The 23,999-nt window shown below is 53.6% G+C and carries 19 protein-coding genes; 4 read left to right on the top strand and 15 right to left on the bottom strand.

From position 1 onward, the window contains the following. Positions 1 to 16: 16 nt before the first annotated feature. The 3 genes from C4J84_RS22060 to C4J84_RS22050 all read right to left on the bottom strand — a co-directional run bounded on the left by C4J84_RS22060 (position 17) and on the right by C4J84_RS22050 (position 3,129). Complete coding sequence (locus C4J84_RS22060) at positions 17 to 373, bottom strand: hypothetical protein (protein ID WP_124436100.1); 357 nt, start codon at positions 371 to 373, stop codon at positions 17 to 19. A 321-nt stretch (positions 374 to 694) separates the two neighbouring features. Beyond that, positions 695 to 2,548, bottom strand: a complete 1,854-nt coding sequence (locus C4J84_RS22055; protein ID WP_124436099.1) for a DUF4105 domain-containing protein — start codon at positions 2,546 to 2,548, stop codon at positions 695 to 697. A 92-nt stretch (positions 2,549 to 2,640) separates the two neighbouring features. Then, positions 2,641 to 3,129 carry a DUF3015 domain-containing protein gene (locus C4J84_RS22050; RefSeq protein ID WP_124364474.1) on the bottom strand — a complete coding sequence of 163 codons (489 nt, stop codon included), beginning with the start codon at positions 3,127 to 3,129 and terminating at the stop codon, positions 2,641 to 2,643. A gap of 266 nt (positions 3,130 to 3,395) precedes the next feature. Between C4J84_RS22050 and C4J84_RS22045 the strand changes: the two genes are divergently transcribed. Both C4J84_RS22045 and C4J84_RS22040 read left to right on the top strand, forming a co-directional pair. Further along, positions 3,396 to 5,834 (top strand): Lon protease family protein, encoded by a 2,439-nt coding sequence (locus tag C4J84_RS22045; RefSeq protein ID WP_124436098.1) that lies wholly within the window; start codon positions 3,396 to 3,398, stop codon positions 5,832 to 5,834. Positions 5,835 to 6,133: 299 nt separating this feature from the next. After that, positions 6,134 to 6,451: a hypothetical protein gene (locus C4J84_RS22040; RefSeq protein WP_124368408.1), complete on the top strand. Its 318-nt coding sequence runs from the start codon at positions 6,134 to 6,136 to the stop codon at positions 6,449 to 6,451. Positions 6,452 to 6,456: 5 nt separating this feature from the next. Here C4J84_RS22040 and C4J84_RS22035 read toward each other — a convergent pair whose 3' ends face one another. After that, positions 6,457 to 8,280: a hypothetical protein gene (locus C4J84_RS22035; protein ID WP_124436097.1), complete on the bottom strand. Its 1,824-nt coding sequence runs from the start codon at positions 8,278 to 8,280 to the stop codon at positions 6,457 to 6,459. A 163-nt stretch (positions 8,281 to 8,443) separates the two neighbouring features. Between C4J84_RS22035 and C4J84_RS22030 the strand changes: the two genes are divergently transcribed. Then, positions 8,444 to 8,932: a TIGR00645 family protein gene (locus C4J84_RS22030; protein ID WP_124364470.1), complete on the top strand. Its 489-nt coding sequence runs from the start codon at positions 8,444 to 8,446 to the stop codon at positions 8,930 to 8,932. A gap of 15 nt (positions 8,933 to 8,947) precedes the next feature. Here C4J84_RS22030 and C4J84_RS22025 read toward each other — a convergent pair whose 3' ends face one another. The 11 genes from C4J84_RS22025 to C4J84_RS21975 form a co-directional block, all read right to left on the bottom strand. Next, a complete protein-coding gene (locus C4J84_RS22025; RefSeq protein WP_124436096.1) occupies positions 8,948 to 10,387 on the bottom strand; it encodes a glycosyltransferase family 39 protein in 1,440 nt (479 codons plus the stop codon). A 119-nt stretch (positions 10,388 to 10,506) separates the two neighbouring features. Beyond that, a complete protein-coding gene (locus C4J84_RS22020) occupies positions 10,507 to 10,914 on the bottom strand; it encodes a hypothetical protein (protein ID WP_124436095.1) in 408 nt (135 codons plus the stop codon). Continuing rightward, a complete protein-coding gene (locus tag C4J84_RS22015; protein WP_124436094.1) occupies positions 10,911 to 11,600 on the bottom strand; it encodes a DUF433 domain-containing protein in 690 nt (229 codons plus the stop codon). Before C4J84_RS22015 ends, C4J84_RS22020 begins: the two co-directional genes overlap by 4 nt. A 204-nt stretch (positions 11,601 to 11,804) precedes the next feature. Next, positions 11,805 to 12,701, bottom strand: coding sequence for a LysR family transcriptional regulator (locus C4J84_RS22010; protein WP_124364466.1), 897 nt, complete (start codon positions 12,699 to 12,701; stop codon positions 11,805 to 11,807). Positions 12,702 to 12,833: 132 nt separating this feature from the next. Continuing rightward, the gene (locus C4J84_RS22005) at positions 12,834 to 13,733 is read right to left on the bottom strand and encodes a bestrophin family protein (protein WP_124436093.1); all 900 of its coding nucleotides are present in this window, start codon (positions 13,731 to 13,733) and stop codon (positions 12,834 to 12,836) included. A gap of 37 nt (positions 13,734 to 13,770) precedes the next feature. Further along, complete coding sequence (moaA, locus tag C4J84_RS22000) at positions 13,771 to 14,751, bottom strand: GTP 3',8-cyclase MoaA (protein ID WP_372238194.1); 981 nt, start codon at positions 14,749 to 14,751, stop codon at positions 13,771 to 13,773. 265 nt (positions 14,752 to 15,016) lie between these two features. Continuing rightward, positions 15,017 to 15,277, bottom strand: a complete 261-nt coding sequence (locus C4J84_RS21995) for a DUF6124 family protein (RefSeq protein WP_124430532.1) — start codon at positions 15,275 to 15,277, stop codon at positions 15,017 to 15,019. A 936-nt stretch (positions 15,278 to 16,213) separates the two neighbouring features. Continuing rightward, the gene (locus C4J84_RS21990) at positions 16,214 to 16,672 is read right to left on the bottom strand and encodes a hypothetical protein (protein ID WP_124371905.1); all 459 of its coding nucleotides are present in this window, start codon (positions 16,670 to 16,672) and stop codon (positions 16,214 to 16,216) included. Further along, positions 16,662 to 17,906, bottom strand: coding sequence for a hypothetical protein (locus C4J84_RS21985; RefSeq protein ID WP_124371904.1), 1,245 nt, complete (start codon positions 17,904 to 17,906; stop codon positions 16,662 to 16,664). The genes C4J84_RS21990 and C4J84_RS21985 overlap by 11 nt, the downstream gene beginning before the upstream one ends. Before the next feature lie 2 nt (positions 17,907 to 17,908). Next, on the bottom strand, positions 17,909 to 18,394 hold the full coding sequence (locus C4J84_RS21980; RefSeq protein WP_124371903.1) for a response regulator: 486 nt from the start codon (positions 18,392 to 18,394) through the stop codon (positions 17,909 to 17,911). Next, on the bottom strand, positions 18,394 to 21,858 hold the full coding sequence (locus C4J84_RS21975) for a hypothetical protein (RefSeq protein ID WP_124430531.1): 3,465 nt from the start codon (positions 21,856 to 21,858) through the stop codon (positions 18,394 to 18,396). Before C4J84_RS21975 ends, C4J84_RS21980 begins: the two co-directional genes overlap by 1 nt. Before the next feature lie 1,091 nt (positions 21,859 to 22,949). On the opposite strand from C4J84_RS21975, the gene C4J84_RS21970 reads away from it, so the two are divergent. Further along, positions 22,950 to 23,987, top strand: a complete 1,038-nt coding sequence (locus C4J84_RS21970; protein WP_124436091.1) for a hypothetical protein — start codon at positions 22,950 to 22,952, stop codon at positions 23,985 to 23,987. Positions 23,988 to 23,999 lie beyond the last annotated feature (12 nt).

The following is a 23,999-nucleotide window of genomic DNA, read 5'->3' as shown; positions in this document are numbered from 1 at the left end:
CTTCTAATGTGGCGCGCTATTGCGAGCGATAAGCCTTGGCCGCATCGCGATCTTTCTCCTGCTGCCATTCGTGCTCGCGGTCATCCCTGCGGTTGTCCTGGTAGTCCCGCAGCTCCTCGTTCTCGCGCATGGCCTTGCACTGGCGGAAACCGTCTTCCCAGCCTTCGGCGTACTGCCGGTCTTTCAGATAGCGGGGCACGTTCTTGCGAAACTCCCCGGTAATCACCCCAGCGGCCTGGCGACCACTGCTGCAACCGTCGTCGAAGCCATCGGCAAAGGCCGGCGGATATCCCTTGGCCAGCAAATCCTGATGGGTTGTCTGGCAACCCGACAACCACATCACCACAGACAGCATTAGCGCAGACCGCCACATGGCGTACTCCCTGGCCGATTTACGGCTGATAGGGGGAAGTCTAGTCAGGGATTTGTCAGATGTATGTGAAAGGGGAGTCGGCGGGATGTGGGTTGTGCAAAATGATCGTTCCCACGCTCTGCGTGGGAATGCCTCCTGGGTCGCTCCGCGTCCCGCCAACCGCTGCACGTTTGGATTACTGCGCACAGGTGACGCGGAGCGTCACGGGCTGCATTCCCACGCGGGAGCGTGGGAACGATCTAACAGTCAGCTGATTTCTAGCTGACCCACCGCTATCGGGGGCAAGCCCCCTCCCACATTTTGATCTTCGCCAGGCTTGAGTCAGTAGTGATACCACTTCACTTCGAGCATCACTTCATTCACCGGTGTCGACAAGTGGCTGTACTCGCGCTGGGCGCTCAGGCGCAGGCCCAGGTTGCGTGACAGTTCCCATTGCTGGTTGAGGCTGATGCTGCGCCGCACTTCGCCATTGGTGAAGAAATCGCCCTTGGCTTCCAGGCTCAGGTTGCCCAGCGGGTTTTTCCACAACACGCCGGTGTTGAACCCGGCTGCGGGGGAGATGGCTTCGCTGAAGTCATTGTTGTGTTCCACGCGCACCGTGCCGAGGGCGAAGCCGAGCATGTCGTCGCTCAACTGCCAGGTACCGCCTGCGCCACCGTTGACGTGGGCGACCAGGGTTTCGTCGTCGTGTTTACCCGGTACGCGCTCCAGGCCACCGGTGACTTGCCATGACCAGGGTTGCAGCAAGGCGTTGCGTGGGGTCAGGGAGCGGATGGTGGCCAGGTCCAGTTGCTGCAACTGCCAGTGATTGCCTTCGTACTGGCGCAGTTTCATCTGCAGGATTTCGATTTGTGCGCCCAAGGGGAAGCCTTCGGCGTTGTCGTTGAGGTCGTGATAGGCCATGCGCAGGCCGTATTCGCCGAAGGCTTTGTCGCCGCGGGTGCCGATGCCGGCCTGCCAGGTGCGCGATTCGTGGCCGTTCTCCGGCAGGCCGGGCGGGGTGATCTTCAGGTCGGGCGCAGGGTTCTGGTTGATCGCACGCAGCAGTTCGAAGCTGCGCTGAGAGCGTGCAGTATCGCGCTCCAGGCCGTTAGCGCGGTAGCGGCCGAGGCGATAGGCAGCATCGATGATCAGTGCCTGGCGCTCGCGGGGCAGGGCTTTGAAGGCCGGCGCCTGCAATTGCTGCTGGTCATCGCTGATGTTGAGCGCCCACTGTTGCTCATCGCCGTCCAGCGGTTTGGCACGCTCCAGCAGTTCGCGTTCACGGGAGGGGCGATAGTCGATTTTTTCCACCAGGCCCGCTTCCTTGACCGCTTTGACGGTGTCGGTGGGGATCGCCGTCAGCGGGAACTGCTCGGTCAGGCGCAGGCCGGGGCGCGCCACTTGCAGCAGCTCCAGCAGGCGATAGGAGCAGTTTTCATCGAAGAAAAAGTAGTCGAACTGGATCTGCTTGAGTTCCCACACATGCTCGACCATGCGCTTGGTTTCGACTTCGGTGAGGTTCAGGCGGTATTCCCACAGGTCACGGTTTTCCAGGCTGCGGTATTCGGAGAGTTTTTCCTGGTAGGGCACCAGCGCGAACAGGCCGGGGTAGCCGCCCATCAGGCCTTTCCAGGCATACAGAATGCTGTTGTCCGAGCCTTCGATATAGGCGCCGAAGTTGATCGCGTAGCTGAGCAGGGCGGTGTTGTTGCTTTGCACGTCAGCCTGGTCGATGCGCAGCAGGGTGTGGCCGAACATCGACGACGGGCTGTTGAGGTACGCCGCCGGGAAAATCATCACCGCGCTGTGGGGCGCGACGTCCGTGAACCATTGTTTGAATTCCTTGCAGTCCACGGCGGGCAGGTCGGTCAGTTGCAACTGGTCCTTGAGCCAGCGGGTGCGTGCGGGATAAACGCATTGGGCGTGTTTTTCATCCAGACTGGCCGGTGCATACAACGCCTCCACGGTGGCCTTGAGTTCGGCGTCCGGATGATGCGCCCCGTCGGCGGCGAGAAAGAATTTCTTGTCGCTGACATAGCTGCGCCAGCCATTGATCTTGCCGGCTTCGTAATGGCCCAGCGACAGCCAGAACGGGTCATTGGCCAGTTGCTGCAAACGTTGATCGTCGAGGTGCGGTGCCGCATGCAGCGGGGCGCAGGCGAAGAGAGCCAGGCAAGCGAGGCGTTTGAGCATGGGGGCTACTTAAGTCGGACTGAAAAAAAGACCCAAGGGGGGCAGGTCGGAAAAACAAAACCCGCGCCTCGAAAGGCGCGGGTGGGTCGAGCTTAAGCCTGGGTAGCGTATTTCGCCAGACGGGCATCACTTTTCAGTACGGCAATGGTGTTGTTGTGCACGTCGTCAGCGGTCACGTCAGCCTTGCTGAAGATCTGCTGGAAGTGCTCGTGGGTCACAGCCGCGAAGTGCTCGCGATCTTCCGGCGCCACGCCCAGTACCACGGCGTAGGTAGTCAGCGCTTCGCCGTTACCCTTGGCCATGTCTTCGGACAGCTCGTTCATCATGCCATTCATGGCAATCCAGGACTTGCCGCCGTAGGTCAGGGAACTGTTGGTGCTGCAACCGTTGGTGCCCGAGGTCATGCCGAAGGTGGCGTTACCTGAAGTGCCGTTGGTGGTGGAGGCCAGGAAGTGAGCCGGAGTACCGCGCTGGCCTTCGAACAACATGTTGCCCCAACCGCAGTTCGGGCCACCTGGTGCTTCTGCCATTGCATTGAGGGAGACGACGGTGAAGAGAGTACCAAGAAGGATCCGTTTCATAGCTTTGTTCTCTTTGTGTGCAAACCAATGGACAAGGGTTCAGGCGCTTCGCAGCACCCTAGGGGCCAGTTATTAGTCCAACCCGCGCAGTTTGGAGTTTAGGCACGTTCCCGGGGTTCCGTGATTTTTTATAAAACATTCAGTCTCGAATGATTTTTTTATACGCCGCGCGTGCTGTCTATGCTTTCCCGAAAGCGCGCCTTGCCAGAGCGCGCAACCGAGAGCCAGAATGCCCCCATCTGCCCCGCCTGATGTAAGGAAGCCCGATGCCTGATCCTGTTGCTGCCAGCTTGCGTCTAGCGCCCGAAGCGCTGACTCGCCCTTTTTCCGCTGAACAGTTCAGCTTCTCGACCACCAATGATCTGGAGCCCTTTCGCGGTGTGCTTGGCCAGGAACGTGCAGTTGAAGCATTGCAGTTCGGCGTGGCAATGCCACGTCCCGGTTACAACGTGTTTGTCATGGGCGAACCCGGTACCGGTCGCTTTTCATTCGTCAAACGTTACCTGAGGGCCGAAGGCAAGCGCCTGCAAACCCCGTCGGACTGGGTGTACGTGAATAATTTCGATGAGCCGCGCGAACCGCGCGCCCTGGAATTGCCAGGCGGCGCTGCGGCGGCGTTCATCGCCGATATCAACGGGTTGGTCGACAACCTGGTGGCGACGTTCCCGGCCGTCTTCGAACACCCGACGTATCAGCAGCGCAAAAGCGCCATCGACCGGGCATTCAACCAGCGTTACGACAAGGCCCTGGACGTGATCGAGCGCCTGGCCCTGGAAAAAGACGTGGCGCTGTACCGCGACAGCTCCAACATTGCGTTTACCCCGATGCTCGATGGCAAGGCCCTGGACGAGGCCGAGTTCTCGCAGCTGCCGGAAATCGACCGTGAGCGTTTCCACACGGATATTTCCGAGCTGGAAGAACGCCTCAACGAAGAGTTGGCGAGCCTGCCGCAGTGGAAGCGTGAGTCGAACAATCAACTGCGCCAGTTCAACGAAGAAACTATCACCCTGGCCCTGCAGCCTTTGCTCGCACCGTTGTCGGAAAAGTACGCAGAAAACGCCGCCGTCTGCGGTTATCTGCAGGCCATGCAGGTGTATCTGCTAAAAACCGTGGTCGAGCAATTGGTCGACGACGCCAAGACCGACGCCCAGGCCCGCAAACTGCTGGAGGAGCAGTACTGCCCAAGCCTGGTGGTGGGCCATCCGGTCAACGGCGGCGCGCCGGTGGTCTTCGAGCCGCACCCGACCTACGACAACCTGTTCGGCCGTATCGAGTACAGCACCGACCAGGGCGCGCTGTACACCACCTATCGCCAGCTGCGCCCAGGCGCGCTGCACCGTGCCAATGGCGGCTTCCTGATCCTGGAAGCGGAAAAAATGCTCAGCGAGCCGTTTGTGTGGGATGCGCTCAAGCGTTCCTTGCAATCGCGCAAATTGAAGATGGAGTCGCCGCTTGGCGAGCTCGGTCGCCTGGCCACCGTCACGCTCAACCCGCAAATGATCCCGTTGCAGGTCAAGGTGATCATCATCGGCTCGCGCCAGCTGTACTACGCGTTGCAGGATGCCGATCCGGACTTCCAGGAAATGTTCCGGGTGCTGGTGGACTTCGACGAAGACATCCCGATGGTCGATGAAAGCCTGGAGCAGTTCGCCCAGTTGCTCAAAACCCGCACCTCGGAAGAAGGCATGGCGCCGCTGACGTCGGATGCGGTGGCGCGGCTGGCGACCTACAGCGCACGCCTGGCGGAACATCAGGGCCGTTTGTCGGCGCGCATTGGCGATTTGTTCCAATTGGTCAGCGAGGCGGACTTCATTCGCCACCTGGCCGGCGACGAAATGACCGATGCCGGGCATATCGAGCGCGCGCTCAAGGCCAAGGCCACGCGCACCGGGCGCGTGTCGGCGCGGATTCTCGACGACATGCTCGCCGGGGTGATCCTGATCGACACCGCCGGCGCCGCCGTGGGCAAGTGCAACGGGCTGACGGTGCTGGAAGTCGGTGATTCGGCGTTTGGCGTACCGGCGCGGATTTCCGCCACGGTGTACCCCGGCGGCAGCGGTATCGTCGATATCGAACGTGAGGTCAACCTCGGCCAGCCGATTCACTCCAAGGGCGTGATGATCCTCACCGGTTACCTGGGCAGCCGTTATGCGCAGGAATTCCCGCTGGCGATCTCGGCGAGCATCGCGCTGGAACAGTCCTACGGTTACGTGGACGGCGACAGCGCGTCTCTGGGCGAAGCCTGCACCCTGATCTCGGCCTTGTCGAAAACGCCGCTCAAGCAGTGCTTTGCCATCACCGGCTCCATCAACCAGTTTGGTGAAGTGCAGGCCGTGGGTGGGGTTAACGAGAAGATCGAAGGCTTCTTCCGCCTGTGCGAAGCGCGCGGTTTGACCGGTGAACAGGGCGCGATCATTCCCAAGGCCAACGTGGCCACGCTGATGCTCGACGAAAAGGTCTTGCAGGCCGTGCGTGACGGGCAATTCCATATCTACGCGGTACGCCAGGCGGATGAAGCGTTGAGCCTGCTGGTGGGCGAGGATGCCGGCGAGCCGGACGCTGAGGGGCAGTTCCCGGAAGGTACGGTCAATGCCCGCGTGGTGGAACGTTTGCGCGCAATTGCGGAGATGATCAGCGAGGAAGACCTGAAGGAGGCGGAAAAGGAGCTGGCGCAGCAGGCGTTGGCAGAAGCCAAACCTACCTGATCCCTGAAGCTTGATGGGATCAAAAATGTGGGAGGGGGCTTGCTCCCGATAGCAGTGTGTCAGTCTCAGTATCTTTGACTGATCCACCGCCATCGGGAGCAAGCCCCCTCCCACATTTAGTTTTGTGGATGCCATTAAATTGACGAACCTTCGCAATCCAATGCCGTTGGTCCCTACCACCTTGGTCTGTCGCGTTTTTATTCTATTCTGAGAATCAGGGATATCCACAGGAGTCGCAGGATAGAAACAGCCTCGCCTTTGCGCTGGGGCTGAACGCCGATCTACCGAGGGTCGCCGCCATGCCGCGCAACCTTTGCCTTACCCGCCAGTGCCTGGGGCTGGAAACCCGTATCGAATGCTCCATTCGCCCCCTCGCCGGGGAAAACGGGTTGTGGACGTTATTGTTCGCCGCCGGCATGTCGGGCGAACAGCCTTCCACGGTCAAGTCCCAAGGCCCGTTTCACGGGCCATTCGTGGCAGAAACCATGTTGGGCTCCATCGTCGACAGCCTGACCCTGCACGGCTACGAACAATTGGATGAGCCGCAGATCTGGTGCCTGCACCTGCAGGCCCATTTGCGCCAACTCAACGGCGGCCAGGAGCAACTGGCCCTGTAATCGGGCTATTTGCTTTCCGGTTTGTCCAGCTTGACCTCGAAACCATATTGCACGGTGTCGAGGTCGGTGCGCTGGTAGCTTTCCAGGGTGGTCGGCTGGCCGTAAAAATAATGCACATCAAACAGCGCCGTGCCGTATTCCTCGGCGCGGTGGCTCACACCGAGAATTTCCTTGAGGTAGTTGCCGCTGCCGTCCTTGGCGTAGAAGCGCCAGCTGTCGGCGGGAAACGCGCGCTGGTCGACGATCAATGCGTTGTCCTTGAGCACCAGGCCTTTGGGCAGTTTGCTAGTGTCAATCGAGGCTTTCTCGATGGTGGCGAGGAACAAGGGCACCGAGCCGACCACAAACGCCGGGGTTTCCGGGAACAGGTTGAGGTCGTAGGTCAGCGTGCCGCTCGCCGCATTCATCTCGAAGGCCTCGGTGGGCAATTCGATAGGTTCGCCGCGCTCGCCTTTATCGTCGGCGGTGAAAAACGTGATCGGCGCGTCGCTGTTGTTGCGCTCGGCGCCGACCAGGTCGTCATTGAAGGTGAAAGGGTGGTCGAACACGATTTTCGCGGCACTGGCGTCGTCGGTGGACTGGCTGATGGTGACGCTGCTTTTCAACTGTTCTTCCGTCATCGCGGCGTCTTTGAGCCAGCTGGCCGCCGCGTCGTCATACACCGTGACCGGCATCGGCAAGGGTTGCACGGTGTGTTGCAGGCTGTTTTTGTCGAAGCGCATCACGGGTAGGTCCAGCTCCTTGCGGGTCACCGTGGTCTTGGAAAAATCCAGCACATTGACCTGCAGGGTGTCGATCAATCCGTTGAAGTACACCTTGGCGTAACGGCTCTTCTGTGTGTGTTCGAAGTCTTTTTGCGCGTCGGTGAGGTGTTTTTCGAACGCTTCGGACCAGGCCGTTTGTTTTTGCATCTCGGCCAGCTGCTTTTCATAGAACGCCACTTGCGCGGCATTTTCGTTGATCGAGCCTGAGCGGGTGAGAAATTGGCCGGTGCCGTCCCGGGCTTGTACCAGCAGTGGGTTGGGCGAGTCGTCGCCCAACTCGGCGGCCAGGGGCGCGCTGTTGGTCAGTTCGAGTTCGGCGTAATTCTTGTCCAGCGACACCAGGTTGAGGGTGATATTGCCCTCGGTGCGCGGGTGGCCGAGGTCTTTTTTCGACAGGTCGAAGGTCAGCACCTTGCCTGGCGCGGCAACTTCAATCGCACCTTTGAGGCTGACAGGCTGCGGCTGGCTCTTGTTTTCCGTCTCGATGCCCTCTATGAACGGGTAGGTCACCGTCAGGTCGTCGGGGTTGGTCAGGTTGGAGCTGCTCGGGCTGAGCTGGATGCCGGGGTCGGTTTCCGACCATTCCGGCTGGAAGGGAATGACTTTGTTGTTGCTCAAGGTGACCGACTGCCATTCCAGGCCATGGGGAAAGGGGAACTGGTCAGGGGCGTTGAAGGTGAACGGGAAGACCGGCTGCAGATCCGTCAGGTAGTCGGAATGGGAGGCTCTGCGCAGTACGAACAGGCCGTTGATATAGGTGTCCACCAAGGCCTGGGGTGTGGGGTAATGCTTGAGCAGGGCCAGCGTGTCTTCGCCGTATTCGGCTTCGATGGGCTTGGCGGCGAGCTTGAGGCGTGCACGTTCGAGCAACAGCAGCGAGCCGCCGAGGTCGGCGATGGCGTCGCGCAGCTTGGGGTCCTGAATGCTGTCCAGGGACTGTTCGAACTGGCTGGTTTTCTCTTCGAGGGTGGCCTGCTTCTGCTCTTCTTTGGGGGAGCAGCCGCTGGTCATCAGCAACGCCGCGCACAGGCCGAGAGTGGCCAAAGGGGATCGCACATCCATCATCAGAGTCTTCCTGTCCGACAGCATCGAGCCGAGTTGAGGGTCTCGACACTAGCAGAAAAACGCCCTTACAGATGCCACTTCAAGTCAGTTTTCTCGCGGTGACAGGTGCCCGGTAGCGGCTGGTATACTCGGCTCCATTTTTAGCCAAGCTGTGTGAGATTCAATGGAACGCTTTATCGAAAACACGATGTATGCCGCGCGCTGGCTGCTGGCGCCGATCTATCTGGGTTTATCCCTGGGGTTGCTGATCCTGGCGATCAAGTTTTTCCAGGAAATCATTCATGTGATCCCCAATATTTTCACCTTGCTGGAGTCGGAGGTGATCCTGCTGTTGCTGTCGTTGATCGACATGGCCCTGGTCGGTGGCCTGCTGGTGATGGTGATGATTTCCGGCTACGAGAACTTCGTCTCGCAGTTGGATATCGATGAAAACAAGGAAAAGCTCAACTGGCTGGGCACCATGGACTCTTCGTCGCTGAAGATGAAAGTGGCGGCGTCCATCGTGGCGATTTCCTCCATCCACCTGCTGCGTATCTTCATGGACGCCAAGAACGTCGATCCGCAACACCTGATGTGGTACGTGATCATCCATATGACCTTCGTGGTCTCGGCGTTTGCCATGGGTTACCTGGACAAGCTGACCAAGCACTGATGGCGCGCGCTCGCCTTACTGCTCGACGAAGTAGTAAGGCTGGCGATTGATCGCCATTTGCTTGATCACCGTCACTTTCTCATTCAGTCGGTCCGTGTGGTCCAGCAGCGCAATGTTGCCGGGTTTGGCGCCGAGAAATGCACGCAATTGGGGCTCGGTCTGCAGAATCGGCAGATAGGCCTGCAGATAGAACACGCTGGCGCCGGCGATCCGCTCATTGGGTTGGTACAGCGCCACCTCCCTACCTTCGTCTTGCAGTGCCTGGACCTGACTGATCACGGGCACGAATGACTGACGCACATCAGCTTTGGGCGCGAACCAGAAGGCTGCGCTGAGGTAGCAGGCGATGGCCAGGGTGAACACGCCGAAGACAATGCGCCGGTGGTAGCGGTACAGCGCCGGTTTGTGCTCTCTCACCCACTCCAGCAGCACCCGCGCATATTCTGCGGCCAGCACGGCGGCGGCCGGGGTCAGTGCCATCAAATAGACGGTGCGTTTGCTCGAGGCCAGTGTCAGCAGAGTGAACTGCGCCACCAGCCATACGCTGAAAAACAGGAGGTAGCGGTTGCGCACCAGGCTTTTACGAAAGTGCCACAGGCCCAGGTACACCAGGATGTTCCACGGCAGGAAGGCCTCGGGCAGTTTGGCGAGGTAGTAGTAGAACGGCTCGTAGTGCCCGGCTTCGACAAACGAGCCGCTGAAGCGTCCGACGCTGTTGGTCCACAACACCTCACCGACGGCCTGCATGCCGCCGCGTTGAAACAAAAAAGCCAGCCAAATCAACAACGGCACCAAGGCCAGCAGCGTGAATAGCGCGGGCTTGAGCCAGTCGCCAAGGCGCAGGCGTTTATCCATCAGGCTGGTGCAGGCCAGGTAAACGAATATCACACTCCCCGGCATCGCCAGACCCAGCACGCCCTTGCTCAACGTCGCGATGACCATCCCTGCCGTAAACAATGACCATGCCCAGGCAGCGGAGCCCTGGCGTTCGGACGCGGGGCGCATCGCCTGGTAGAACCCCAACAAAGCTGCGGTCACGCCCAGGCTGAGCAACGAATCCTCACCCACCCCGCGCACATTGCCCCAATAGCTGGCCATGGTCGCCAGGATCAACGCAGCGCTGAACGCCAGCGTGGTTGGCCGCCCGAACCGGCGCAGCATCCCGTAGAGCAGCATCACACTGAACAATCCAGCAAAGGCTGACGCCAGGCGCACAGCCCCAGTGCTCGCGCCAAACAAGCGAATCGCCCCGGCATCCAGCCACAGACTCAACGGCGGTTTTTCCAGGAAAGGCTCGCGAAACAGACGCGGCACCACCCAGTCATTATCCAGGTGCATGGCCATGGCGATCCCGGAGACGCGGGCTTCGGTGGAACCTTGCAGTTCATGGTTATCCAGGGCGAAGAAGAACAGCAGCGCAACGAGCAGGAGCAGCAGGGGAACGGGACGCGTCATTAGGGTGGCTACCGGGCAGGAGACCGCTCGGAAGAGCGACCGTGGCTGCCCGCCAGTATAGGGATGGGTTTCTTAACGATTCGTGAACGAGTGTGGGGTTTTGTGCGGTTGGATGAGGCTTACAGTTTGATCTGATCGAATTTTCCCGGAGCAGAGAAACGCCAGGGAACACTGAAAGCCGCCCCTCCACATATCAGCTCCGCTTGTTTCAAGATGGCTGGCCACCAGCGCACGAGATTGTGCGCTTTGCTCCAGTAGCTTTCACCACTCCAGTGTTTTGCCAGACAGAAAATAGGCAGTGCGCAATCTCGAAAGGCTTTCTTCTCCGCATGCCCTTTCATAAAACGATCCTGAGAAATCACTACCCAGCCTCCCTCTTCACGCAGCGCTGATATCCAAGCAATATCGCTGGTATTTTGGGGGAATTCATCCCGGAGCGGGAACACGCCATGTTCGTGAACTTTTGACAGTTCGTTCAAGGCACGTGCCAGCGCGGGAGGAAGGTTATGATCCAGGAGAAAGTTCAAGCAGCATGCCTTTGCTCGAACTCGACAGCTGCTTTTACTGCAGCCGCTGGAACCTCGTAGAGCATGGCTACGCGCCTGGCGTCACGTCCTTCTGCTTCATACGCATTAAAAATGGCGGCGGTAGCAATGCCGGCCCCGGTCAGCACGGGCTTACCAAAATTTCTGGCAGGGTCCAGCACTACCGCTTTGCTACGTTTGACCGGGTACCAGCGTTGCGCCGACCCCTTGCCGGTGTAATCGATCCCTTCATACAACGAGGGCTTGATGACTTGTTTGAACGCATATTGTTTTTTGATCAGGTCCAGCAGTGTCTCGTCACCCGTCTCATCCAGCACAGTGGCAAAAATGCTACGGCCATCTGTTTGGAACCGCTTGCAGGTGAACGGATAGGGCTGGCCGAACAGTTCACTAGCCTGGCGTGAAGCGTTGCGTATGGCCTGCAAGCTCAGCCCGTGCTGGCGAAATGCATGCACGAAGCGAATTTCGAGCAGGTCATGAAAACCTAGAATGCAATCATTGATGCCTGTCAGTTCCGATTGCCAGAGCCCGGCATGCTGAACGCCATTGGCACTGTAGCCGAATAGCCAACGGCGTATGTCTGCGGCGGGGATGCCGGTATATAACGATGCCTCGCCAGGGGTATAGAGACCCACCCCGACAAGAGGGCTGGGCGAAGTCGTTTGCATGGATGGCCTCCTTGTCGTTGAGTCGGGCGATGAAGTCTGGTGGCTTATGTGATCTCGTTCAACCTTGGGGAGACGAGCTGTAGTCCAAAGCGTATCCGTACAATTCATTCCACGCCAGTTCACCTGATGCACGCCAACTTGTAGGAGCTTTCCGGTGATTTACTTAAAGGTATATCGCCTTATTGGGTACTGTGCTCCGACACGTTAAACCGCGTCTTTGGCAGCAAACAATCTCTTAGCCTCAGCAAAACACTTCTCAGCGATCGCCGAGCGCGGTTCGGTCTTGCGCATCACCATGCCCAGTGGCGCAAGCACGCTGGCGTCCGGCAGGTTGATAAAGGCGAGGTTTTCGATTGGGCTTTCCAGGGCGCTGTCCAGTGGCATGATTGCGCAGCAAAAGCCTTCGTGGATCGCCTGGAACAACTGATAGGTTGAATCGCTTTCGAGCATGGGCTGGGGGGCGAGGCCGCGGCTGCGGAAGCTCAGGTCAATGGACTTTCGATAGTGCATGCCCGTGCTGATCATTCCCAGGGGCAATTGGGCGGCGTCTTCCCAGCTCATTTCGGTGCCTTCGAAGTGGAAGTGACGTGTGTCGTACAGCAGGCCGACGCGGGTTTCGCCCAGTTCGAAAAAATCCAGGTAGCTGGAGTTTACGTGGTCCAGGTAACACACCCCCAGGTCCAGCTGATTGGTGCCCAGCGCTTCGATGATCTTGTCCGAACTCATGGAGGTCAGGCTGAACTTGAGTTCCGGGAAGGTGTGGGACAGGCCCTGGATGTAGCTGATGGGGTTGAAACCGCTGAGCGGCACCAGGCCCAGGCGCAAGTTACCCACCAACTGGCCGCGACACGCCGCCGCTTCGGCGAACAGCCCGTCATGGGCGGCGAGCAGGGTTCTGGCCCAGGCCAGCACACGCTCACCGGCCTCGGTGAACCCTTCGAAGCGCTGGCCCCGGGTGACCAATTCCAGGCCCAGTTCATCCTCCAGATTGCGCAGGCGCATCGACAGCGTCGGCTGGGTGATATGGCAGCGCGCAGCCGCCTGGCCGAAGTGACGGGTCTGCTCCAGCGCGATCAGGAATTTGAGTTGCTTTATGTCCATCAAGACACCTGCCAGTCAGCCGTAACAATTAGGCAGCCATTGTTTAGGCGCTTTAGCCTCATGGCAATCGATTGATGGCGGCCTGCTGGAGAAAGACATGAGCGTAACGTCGGATGCGTCCTGTGTACTGCCTCAATTCAGTACACAGTCGACGGGTTCAAGGACAGGCGGCAGTTCTGTCGCGCCGTTGGCGTGCAGCACTTCGCGTTCGATGGTGCGCACGATGGCGTTGGTCGGCAGGTCGTTTTCGTCGTAGCCGAAAGGGTCTTCCAACTCGTCGCCAATCGCATCCAGGCCAAAAAACGTGTAGCTCACGATAGCGGTGAATACCGGCGTCAGCCAACCCAAGGGTTCGGCCATGGCGAAGGGCAGCAAGATGCAGAACATGTAGCTGGTGCGGTGCAACAGCAGCGTGTAGGGGAAGGGCAGCGGGGTGCTTTTGATGCGCTCGCAAATGGTCTGCGTGCGGGTCAGGCTGCTCAAGTGGCCGGCCATCAGCTGATAGCGCCACTCGCTGAGACGCCCGGACTCGACCAGCGCCGAACATTGTTGGGTGACGCGACCGACGATGCTTTCCGGGATATTCGGGGTGTTGGCTGGCGGCGGCGTGTCGAGCCAGGGGGCTGCCGCGCCGGGCTCGTCTTCATGGCGCAGCCGGGCGTTCAAGGCATGGGCGAACCCGCACAGGTTGCGCAGGATCTCGCTGCGCTGGCGAGCGTCCTGGATCACCTGGGTTTCCCGGATCATGGCGCGCACATCCATCAGCATGGCGCCGAGCGCTTTGCGCCCTTCGTACCAGCGGTCATAGCACGCGTTGTTGCGAAAACTCATGAAGATCGAAAGTGACAAGCCCAACAGCGTGAACGGCGTGGCGTTGACCTTGGAGAAGTAGGCTGGATGAAGGGTTTCCACCAGCACAATCACCGAGGCCAGCAGTGTCACCAGCAGGCTGCGCAGTGCGATGCGCCGGGCCACGGAGCCCTTGAGCGACGTCAATACACCGATCAGGTTGGGTTTGGCTCTGACGATCATGGAAATAGCCTAGTGCAATGGGTTGAAACCGGATCGGTCAGCCGCCCGTCATGTTCATGAAGCGCACCACCTGCACCTCATCGTCGAGGGTGAAATTGTGCCGATACGGCTTGAGTTTCATCGACTCCAAAATCGCGCGCTCCAAACGTTGCGGTTCGCCCGGATAGCGCCGCAGCACCGCCTTGAGGTCGACCGAATGCTCGTTGCCCAGGCACAGCAACAGCCGGCCTTCGACGGTTAGGCGCACACGGTTGCAGGTGCCGCAGAAGTTGTGGCTGTGGGGTGAAATAAAGCCCAGGCGGATATGCGGCGCTTCGGCCAGGCGCCAATAGCGCGACGGCCCCTGGGTGGATTCTGCAGAGTCGATCAGCGTGTAGCGTTCGGCAATACGCTCGCGTACCTGCGCACTGGAATAAAACGCCTCGGCACGGCTGTGCTCGCTGATCACGCCCAATGGCATTTCTTCGATAAACGAAATATCCAGGCCGCGATCGATGGCGAAGGCCACGAGGTCGTTGATCTCGTGATCGTTGCGACCTTTCATTACCACGCAATTAAGCTTGGTGCGCTGAAAACCCGCGGCATTCGCTGCATCGATACCCTCGATCACCTTGACCAAGTCACCGGTGCGCGTCAGTTCACGAAAGCGCTCGGGGTCCAGGCTGTCGAGGCTGATGTTCAAGCGCTTGAGCCCGGCATCGAACAACGGCGCGGCGAGTTTGCCCAGTTGCGAACCGTTGGTGGTCATGCACAACTCGCGCAGACCGGGGAGCGCGGCGATGCGCTTGCACAGCTCCACCACGCCCTGACGAATCAAGGGTTCACCGCCGGTCAAGCGGATCTTGCGCGTGCCCAGCGCGACGAAACTCTGCGCCAGTTGGTACAGTTCCTCCAGCGACAGAATCTGCTGGCGCGGCAGGAACTCCATGTCTTCGGCCATGCAATACACACAACGGAAATCGCAACGGTCGGTCACCGACATCCTGAGGTAGTCGACCCGGCGGGAAAAACTATCCATCAGGATTTGATCTGTCACTAAAAACCTCGGCGGCGACGTTGGGTATATACCCTGGCGCTTATATAGGCGGGTGATTCAGGCGAGGCTAACGGTGTTTTTTGCGGGCGTCTAATCACTCTTAGCGACTGGTTGATCGATGGGGTCTATGAGCGGTTAGTTGACGGGGCACAGGAGGCGGCGGAGCGGTGGGGTTCAATAGCGTACCTGTGGCGAGGGGGCTCGCTCGCCACAGGTACGGGTTGGTTGTTCAACTGACAGGGATGTTTTATGGATTTGCGCCTGGGGATTGCATCGTGAATAACTGAGCGTCCAGCATCCGCTCCAACAGCAACTCACCCAGCACGATCAGTTGCTGAGCCCCCAGCAGCTTTTGGCGGTGCGAGCCTTCCAGTTCAAAGGCCAGATCGGTGGTCATGGCGTTCAGCGAGGCGAGGGTTTCACTGGCTTGGATAAGGAGGGTTTCGGCGGGGATGTCTGGGGCGAGGGTGAAGAGGGTTGTTGGGGGATTGGGGGTGATCTTTTTCATGATGAAGCTCCCACACTGTTTAAGGAGCTACCGCCCCCTGCTGTCAAACAGGATTGGGTGGCAGCTGTACGCGGGTTGACAGACCGGAAGTGTAGGAACCCGGCGCACCCGAAGATGCCCCACGCACAGCCACCATGAACGAGGCGGAATGCGTAGAGCATGCCGTCTTACCAAGGGGTGTGAAAGGTTACACTTTTTGGCCTGTCAAAGCCGGTCGCTGATGAGCAGCGACGTGGGAAAGGTAGCGTGATGGAGGGAGTTGTGCCAGTTCATCGAGGGCGTTGCATGTTGAAGGAAAATTCTGAAGGTCTGTCCGCCGGGCTTTTAAGCCCCAGAACAAAAAAACGCACTAGGCGGGTTTTGCCGATGCTTCGAATTGGTGGGCCGGGGTAATCTGAATCTATCCACTATCTTATTGATATGTTGGATTAATCTTAGTTTCTTTTTTTCCGTGGAATACCAAATGGAATACCTCATGAAATCACTCTCTACTTCGCCCTCGTTTATACTCGATGGGGCACTGAACCGATCAAAACTGACCTTGGCAGCGATACGCTCCAGCCAGTGACGACAGGCAGCAAGCGACGATTAGGCTGTCATTGGCGACTCAACTTCGTGGTGCCACACCCGACGACAAGTCGAAAGTTAAATGTATTGTGCGAATGCCGGCGTTAGTGATAACGAAGGCCTCTAAACTATCAGTTTCTTTTGGAAGTTAAATAACCGCAGCGTATAGAATATGGCCGATGCCGTTACCTTCGCGGACAAGTTCAGCCCACTGTGGTTTTCTTAACGAGCATCGTTTGTTAAAAATGAAAAATGGTTACGAAAACCTTACATTGAGAGCGGCGTTTCCGAATAGTGCTGTACTCCCTATTTAAAACAAACAGGAGAAAGGTCTTAAACCCTTCTCCGCTTGTTTTCTAGCATAGCCTTTTACTTTGCGGGAAAGTCTACCAAAAACGGAACTATTGCGAATATCAGTCCGGCTAACCCTACAGTGCTAAAAGACACTCTAAAACATCGGCCATACGTCCACGTGGAAAGAAATCCGTACGGTATTTTACGCTGCTCTAAGCTATCATCTACGAATAACGTCGCGTGCTTAATGCAGGATGCTTTTTCGAGCGCTGATAACGCTATTTCTGATCGTTTAATCATTGCCGAAACACGTTGATCTAACTTCCAAAAAATGAAAGAGATTGATGAGAGAAATACACCGAGTATAGAGGCCACAAAAACAAATTTACCACCTTGCTGTAGGCACACCCCACCCCCAGCAGCCACTGCTCCAGAAATAGCTAGATAAAAATTGAACACCGACATACGCTGCTGAGCATGAAGCTCAAAGTAACGCCATGCGTGATCCATCGACTGCTGAACATTAGCGCCCATTCGCATCTCCTAAACACCGAGTACCATATTCTTCAAAAAGTTTCTGGAGCACACGAGCGCTCGCAAAGGCAGCATAGCTTTGAGCTTTATCCACTTTGTCAGGATCCGCGTAATCACAGACACCTTTTAATGCAAAGAATTTAGGCTGAGGACTAGACGCCATTGCTGCAGCGTATAATCCATAAATTTCCATCTCAACACCGATTAACTCACGTTGCTGTTTTTTAATCTCTTTTATAGTGTCACCGTCTGCCAAAACTGCAGACCCTGAAGCTACCGGACCAATTTTAATCTTGGTGCGAAACTCGCAGTTTTTTTCAAAAATCTCCGGAAGACTTTGTAAGAAGTCTTGATTGGATCTAAGTTGTTCTATATGTGTGCGGACTGTATAATTTGCCGGAAGTTGGTGTGGTGCAAACGAGAATGTAACACTATCACTATCCTTTACCCGCTTTCCACTTTGAAAATCCCAAGCCGGATCTGCGAATAACACATCGCCTATTGATACCTGTTCCTTAACTCCGGCACATATACCGGTCATTGCGATTATTTTAGGGTTGAGTTTTGTAATAACAGCGAAGCTTTTTAGAGCTGTAGAAACCATGCCCATTTTTGATGAAAAGGCCGCTACAACCGTTATTTTTTTACCTTTCGACAACAGCCAACCGTCTCTCACAAAAACTAAATCATCAATTGGGCGAGCGGCATCCCAATTCCAAGGTAAATCCATAACTGCGTCAAACTCTGGACTCTCCAATGCGCAAATTATCGCCAAATCAACAAGTGAGGTGGCTGAAGTGCTGGCCGGTGTTGAATCGATTTTTTGCTTAATGTACTTTACACAGTTTACGGTTTTTCGAATCCATTCATTTTCAATTTGCGAGTAATTAATAATCGACCACGTACTTTCGGAAAAAACTTCACTTGCTGCTCCTGCCGCCTTGATGTCCGAGGTTATGCCCACAACTTTTCCAGGTTTGATAATTGTTAGGTCGTTATTAATTCGGTGTAGTATCGCGAGGGAGTTTTCATGCGAGACATCATCATCATAGTTGAATAGAGGTAACAAGATATCAAGAATGAGCAAATCAAAAAACTCGTGCTCTAACTTGGTTTGTGCATCATCGGAACTAATGGCATACACTATATTGGTTTTATCTATGCCGATTGCCTCAAGCTCCAAAACTAATGGTTTGTAGCGTATGGGATGATCGTCAGCGATTAGAATCCGCACAATTAAGAGTTCCCTTTCTCAGATTTGAATTTTTCAAACGCAGCTCTTAATTCGTTCTTCCAGATCTCATATGTAGAATTATAATGTAAAATTTTTTGTACAATTCTTGGAAATTCGATTTCAAGTTCTAATCCAAGTTGGGAAATGTCTAAGTCACCTCCTTCGCGCGGAAATGCTTCATAGCCGGTAACAACTATAGTAGGACAGCTTATCTCTGATAAGACCATGTATCGGAGAACCTCGATCCCCCCAAAGCCTTGAGGCCTCCCTCCACTTTCCCCGGCGCAGATATCCACATCAATAGTTGGTAAAGACATATCGAGTAACATTAGATCAGGTATTTCCTCATCTAGTAGATCTAGAGCTGAGTTAACGGACTTCGCATATCGTATATCCATCGGAATACAAAGCCCCCTAAGAAAGAGTTCAATCTGGGTGATTTTCGGAGTTTCATCCTCGACCAGTAGAATTTTGAGATTGGTTTCCATCAAGACGCCTCCTCTGCTTGTCTAGCTTGAACCAGAAAGTGATAGGTGACGGCGATTTCAAAATCACCAGAGGAGTTGAATCCAAATTCGATTGCTCCCATGGCAGACTGTTTTACCACTGCAGCAATTTTATATAGACCACTACCTCCTTCAGTCTTCGTTTTGGTGTCATATTCTCCACGTTCAATTTTTTCCCTGATCTCTGAAAGTTTCTTTTCCGCTCCGATACGAACACTCGGTTTAGCTTGGCATTGTGTGCGAATTACGAACTTTTCACCTTCGATGTCAGGTTCAACTTCTATTCGAACCTTCGGCATTTTAAGACCAGAGTGCACGCGAGCATTATCCAGCGATACAAATAGAACATCATGTAAGAATACAAGAGTACTAGGCATAACATCAATATCGGTAGAGATTGGTTCGATACTTATCACAGGCTCAAAGCTTCTTAAGCATTTTTTTGCGGCTTCGATGGATATAGATACAGCTTGGCTCGCATTGAATGTTCGGCGAAACGCATCAACATCATTGTTCTTTGAAAACCAGCTGCTTGCATCATCGAGCGCAATCTGAACTTGCACAGAGCTGTCCCCAATGGCACGTCCCAACTCATAATACTCTGCTCTCCCCTCAACTAGATTTTTAAGTTGAGCTCGAAACTCGTCAAACACAATTGTTAGGTTGGGTTTAAGTTCGCCGCCGATGTACTCCCGCACATCTCTAAGCGACTTGTCCAACAGTGCCCACATAAGTCCGACAGAGGTTTTGACGAAGCCAGGCATGTCACCATCTTGAAAAAGTATGCGGGCAACGGGGATAATTTGCGGGGTTATTTCAAATGTAACTAGTCCTTGCGGGTGTTCCTTTGATTTTATTTGAATTATTTTATCTTTAGTTTCAATCAAGGCTTCATCAAATGACGAAGAAAATTTATTGAATATTTTTTCTAATGCCGCGACTGTATCACGTCCACAGCTATTGAATTTATCTAACCATGCGTCATTTCTATTGTATCCAGAACTTCCAGTTTCTTTTGTTGTGATAATGTTCTGCAGTTCAAGCGGTCCACGAATCAAACCAACAAATGATTGATGTCTGATTCTTTTACTTAAATAGTAATCTAATCCAAAAAGCGAGTTATTGAGAAACTCAGAGGCCAGCTTAACTAACATAGAGTAAAGCACCGCATCTGCTTCATCGAAGTCGGAAAACTGTATAGGTATCTGATTTTCAAGTAGTATATCTCGCATTACCTCATCAAATTCCATTGCGGTGACTACTTTTGCCAGATCGCTGTACCGGTAAAAATCTTCTGAAAGCTCTCGAGTAGCCCAGCGAGTGAGCGCAGATACATCCACGTGAATTCTAGTCCGATCTACAATCCATTGCCCTGCGGTCATTATCTGGCGATTAGTTATTTCAAAAATTTCATCCTCATAATCACCTGCTCGGTCCGGGTCTAGCTCTCGGAGCACGCTGCAGGTATCCTGCCTTTGCTGAAGTATTTCTGTAGTTGTTTTAACAATTCTCGCTTGGTCTACGATATTTGGTACGCAAACTTCCCTGAGAAAATAAACAAGGATATGTAGATCCAGTGTTTCTTTGAATTCGTATAATGCTGCTGGAGCCTGGACATCTTTACGGCGGATTACTTGAGCAGTTTTAAATCGAAGGCTGGACCCAACTGTATCTTTTTCAGTCTTCTCCCAAAGCATATGTAGCGCAATAGGCGCAATTAAAAAATTGGTTATTCTGTTGTAATCTTGAACATAATAGTCGCCTATGGTGTTTTCAATTGGTATCAATTCAAGTCTGCTACTGTTTCGGGAACCTTCGTTAGCTATTAACTCTATGACATGCTGTCGCATATCTGCTGAATAATACGAATTTAGCAATAGTGGAATAGTTAGCGCTGGAAGGGCGTTTGGGAACAGAGTGCGATAACTAGTTAATGTGGTAATGGCGGGGTCATAATCACCTGCGCCAATTAGGCCGCACGCTTGAAATAAGGCGAGAGTACTGCTGCTGCGGTTAATAGGCGAGGTGCTTGGGTTGAATAATTGCGCCCAACAATCGGATAGATTTGGCGCATTGTATATGCGTGTTGGAGTTACATTGTCCTCAATCCCTATGGTCGGTGTATTCATGGATATTAAATCAAATCGCCACTTTTCATTCGGGCGTATTCTGTAAATTGTCGCTAGAAACGTTCGGATTGCGGCATAGCTTGGCAAACCGGCTAAATTCGTTGCTAACTTTAACAAATTAGCATAGGCGGTTGACGACTGCCCGTCTTGCCTTAACAGTTGCGCGATTAATAATGGAGTATTATTAATGGTTGTGCTTCTTGGGGCGGACTTGCCGAAACTAAAGGCCACTCCCGAGTAAATATAATTCCACGCATCTAATTTGTTACTTTTATTTCTCAAACAAAAACGAGATAATTTCGCCGCCAGCAAAATATCTCCTGAACAAAGAGCTTCAGGTAGTCTGCTGTCTCTGCATTCTAATGATTTACAACTCGAAGGTAATCCATACAATAAGCGAGCTTTTTCGAGTCTAAAATCTTCTATATTTTTTACTTGGAGTAAGGCGCTTTTCATTAGCGCTTTTACGCTAATGCTTACATCGTCGCGCAGCGAGTACTGCAATAAACTAATAAATGTCTCATAAACATCAATCAATGAGTGACTTTGCTCAACACGAAGCACGTCGGCGATTTTGTCGCTATCCGATGACCAATCACCCATTATTCGATGATGCATGTAGGTTTTTACAGAATCATCGTACTTGCTGTGATTGTCGATTCTCTGCTTAATATCCAATGAGTATTTCTGAATGCTTACTCGATCCTCATTTCTTACGCTAGTATTGTAAGCTATGAAATTTAATAGTCCGCTTCGATATATGGATCTAACTTCTGAAGTATATTTCTTTTGCCCTTCAAGTCCTCCAGCTATATTTTCTAGAGCAATTCTGAGCTGAACGGACCAAAAGCTCGCTCCGAGCATCAGTTCCAGCTGCTTTAAAAACTCTATGCCACCTAAGGCATCATCTTCGAGAATATATTGTTCGACATGCGTAGCTATCTTTCTGAATGTATTAATTACTGCACAGTCTTCATTTATTCTGGCGACTATCCAATAAACTTCCTGGTCAACTGAAACTATAGGTGCCTTTCTCGCTAAACCCTCTAGTTCATCATAGCCTGTCGGATAGCGGGATAATTCTGGGAGTTGATGCTTTACATGAAATGACGCCCATTGCAGATACTCAGAGTACATTGAGTAGTGCAAGGTTGATCTAGCTTCCAGCATTAATTCACGATAACCACTCCTAAATAGAAAGGAATGATCGAATCTTTTTTCTTTTACAAATTTCGTAGACTTAAAAGCTGAAACCAAACCCCTGAACTTATGCTGGCATTTCAAGAATGCTTTGGTGTAATCCCCTGTAATTTGCATATATTATCCTTAACTTTAAACCAATAGATCACACGCCTAACGTAAGTTTTCCAGTGACAGCTCAAAACTTAGCTTTCAGGTGTTTTTTGCTTCGCTTGAACTGGTACGGCTCAAGGTCTGACCATTCCGAAAGATAACGACACTCTCGTCATATCCTCGCGATCCCTAATCAGTCCTACGTGGATGCACAATGCCACTACTTTCAGTCAAAAATCAGGTTTCTTCAACGAAATTGTGTTTGTGGCGGTCAAGACGCTTGCCCAGTTCTGGTGGGACTCTGGAAGCAACGGAGCAGGCCGCGGTCAAGAATTAGCTAGAGAGCGGAGATCGTTTGCGATGGGAACTTTGATACTCATCCGCCATAGAGCAAGCCGTTGCACGATTCCCGTAGGCGTGCAGGTGAACACTGGCTACCTCTCTCTCCTTGCGTATGGGGCTCTACAGACGGGCTGTGAGGCTTGCGTCACATTTAGGGAGCTATCCAATATCATCGAAGCTTGAGTCCTGATCGGTCAGATATTCGTAGAGATAAGAGCGCGGCTTTGGGATAAGTTATCGTCTAAATTTACCTCTCGTGACGCTGCATACGGTGGTATCCCGAGCTAGACCTCACCCCTTTGGGCTCAAGCGCTAAGCACGACTCTCGCTCTGGGTGACGTGCTTTACCCAAGGTACCACCCATGGAGCAACTCAGTTTTTGCGAGTGAAATGCAAAGGCTTACTGAAATTTATTAGCCATATTCGGCTATGGCTGAATGAGAGCCTTGGCAAACGCAGGATTTGAGTTGGGCGGCAACGGTTAGCTTCCAACGTCACTATCGGGGGCAGGCTTTTTCCTGCTACGCCCCTTCCAGGGCGCCCCCGACCTCGATTTCTGATTATCGAGCGGTTCTATCAACCTAAGCATGACCACGAAGTTCGATTCCTGTCCGCTCTTCGTCTTGCGGATAACATCCGCGATGCTTTCGTTCTCCGTAGGGATTGAGTATCGTCTATGGTCGAGTCAGGGAAAATGGCTGGCACTTTAGTTCGATATACTACAGCTCTGGCGCATCTCGTTGATGCGGCAAAGGCAAAGCAAGGAAAAATATATGGTCCCGTCGGAGTTAGTCACTCGTATATTTGATCATGTCGAAAATGGTGATGTTGATAAGGCGGTACGCGCCAGTCTGCGGCTGTCTAGACATCTAAATGACCATATGAGTACGGCTCTTTTTTTGAGAGATCTCGTTGAAGATCGGGTGGAGGTGTCGCGCGTTCTATACGAGGACGTGTCGCATTTGAAAGAGGAGGCGTTCAGCTATTTGATGTCTCAGTCAGCAGAGAGATGGCTAGATTCCAGAACCTTGCCTTTTGGTCCAAATGGGGCAACGGCGGTAGGGGATGATACCAAGAGAGTGCTAATTGTTTCTGTTGGAGACTTTCCAGCTGAGCTTGACCAATGTGAAAAATCTATCAATGATTTAGCTCTCCCGGCTTCAATGGGAGAGTATGATAGCGCTGCCTTTACAGATAGGTATCAGTCCATAAAAAGTGAGTTTCGGCTGCGTATAAAATCGATAAATATAATTAAAACTAGTGTTCTGAACAAGTGCTTGAACTTCGCCATTCAGATGGAACGTCAACTGGCTATTCAGTCTACGACAAAAAGCTATCTGGAAAAAATGCAAAATGACGTGCTTAACTATTTTCGATCTAAATCAGGGGACGTTTATCAAAAAATCCACAAGGCGAATCAGCTAATAAGCTCTGATTCATCAGAGGATCTTTCATTGCTACTAACGCAAGTTCGGAGAGCGCTAAAATCTGTCGCGGATTACTTCTATCCAGCAAGTGAAAGCGTTGTTAGATGTAATGATGGTATTGAACGTAAGATGGGGGATGAACAGTATTTGAATCGGCTGCATGAGTTTGTTCATGTACAATTCAAGCGATCAACATCAACAGATCTCCTTCGTGCTGAATTAGATCACCTATTAACATTTGCAAAAAAGCTTAACGATATTGCGTCAAAAGGAGTTCACGCGGATGTGACGCTTGCTGAAGCTCAACAAGGATATTTAGGTCTTTACATGTTTTTGTTCAATGTAATACAGCGGCTTGATACCAAAGCTCTCGAACGTGCATAGCGTTTTCCTTCC

Source organism: Pseudomonas sp. R11-23-07, assembly GCF_003852295.1.
Taxonomy (GTDB): domain Bacteria; phylum Pseudomonadota; class Gammaproteobacteria; order Pseudomonadales; family Pseudomonadaceae; genus Aquipseudomonas.
Note: the sequence above shows the minus strand (reverse complement) of the source record. Positions and strands in the feature narration are given on the sequence as shown.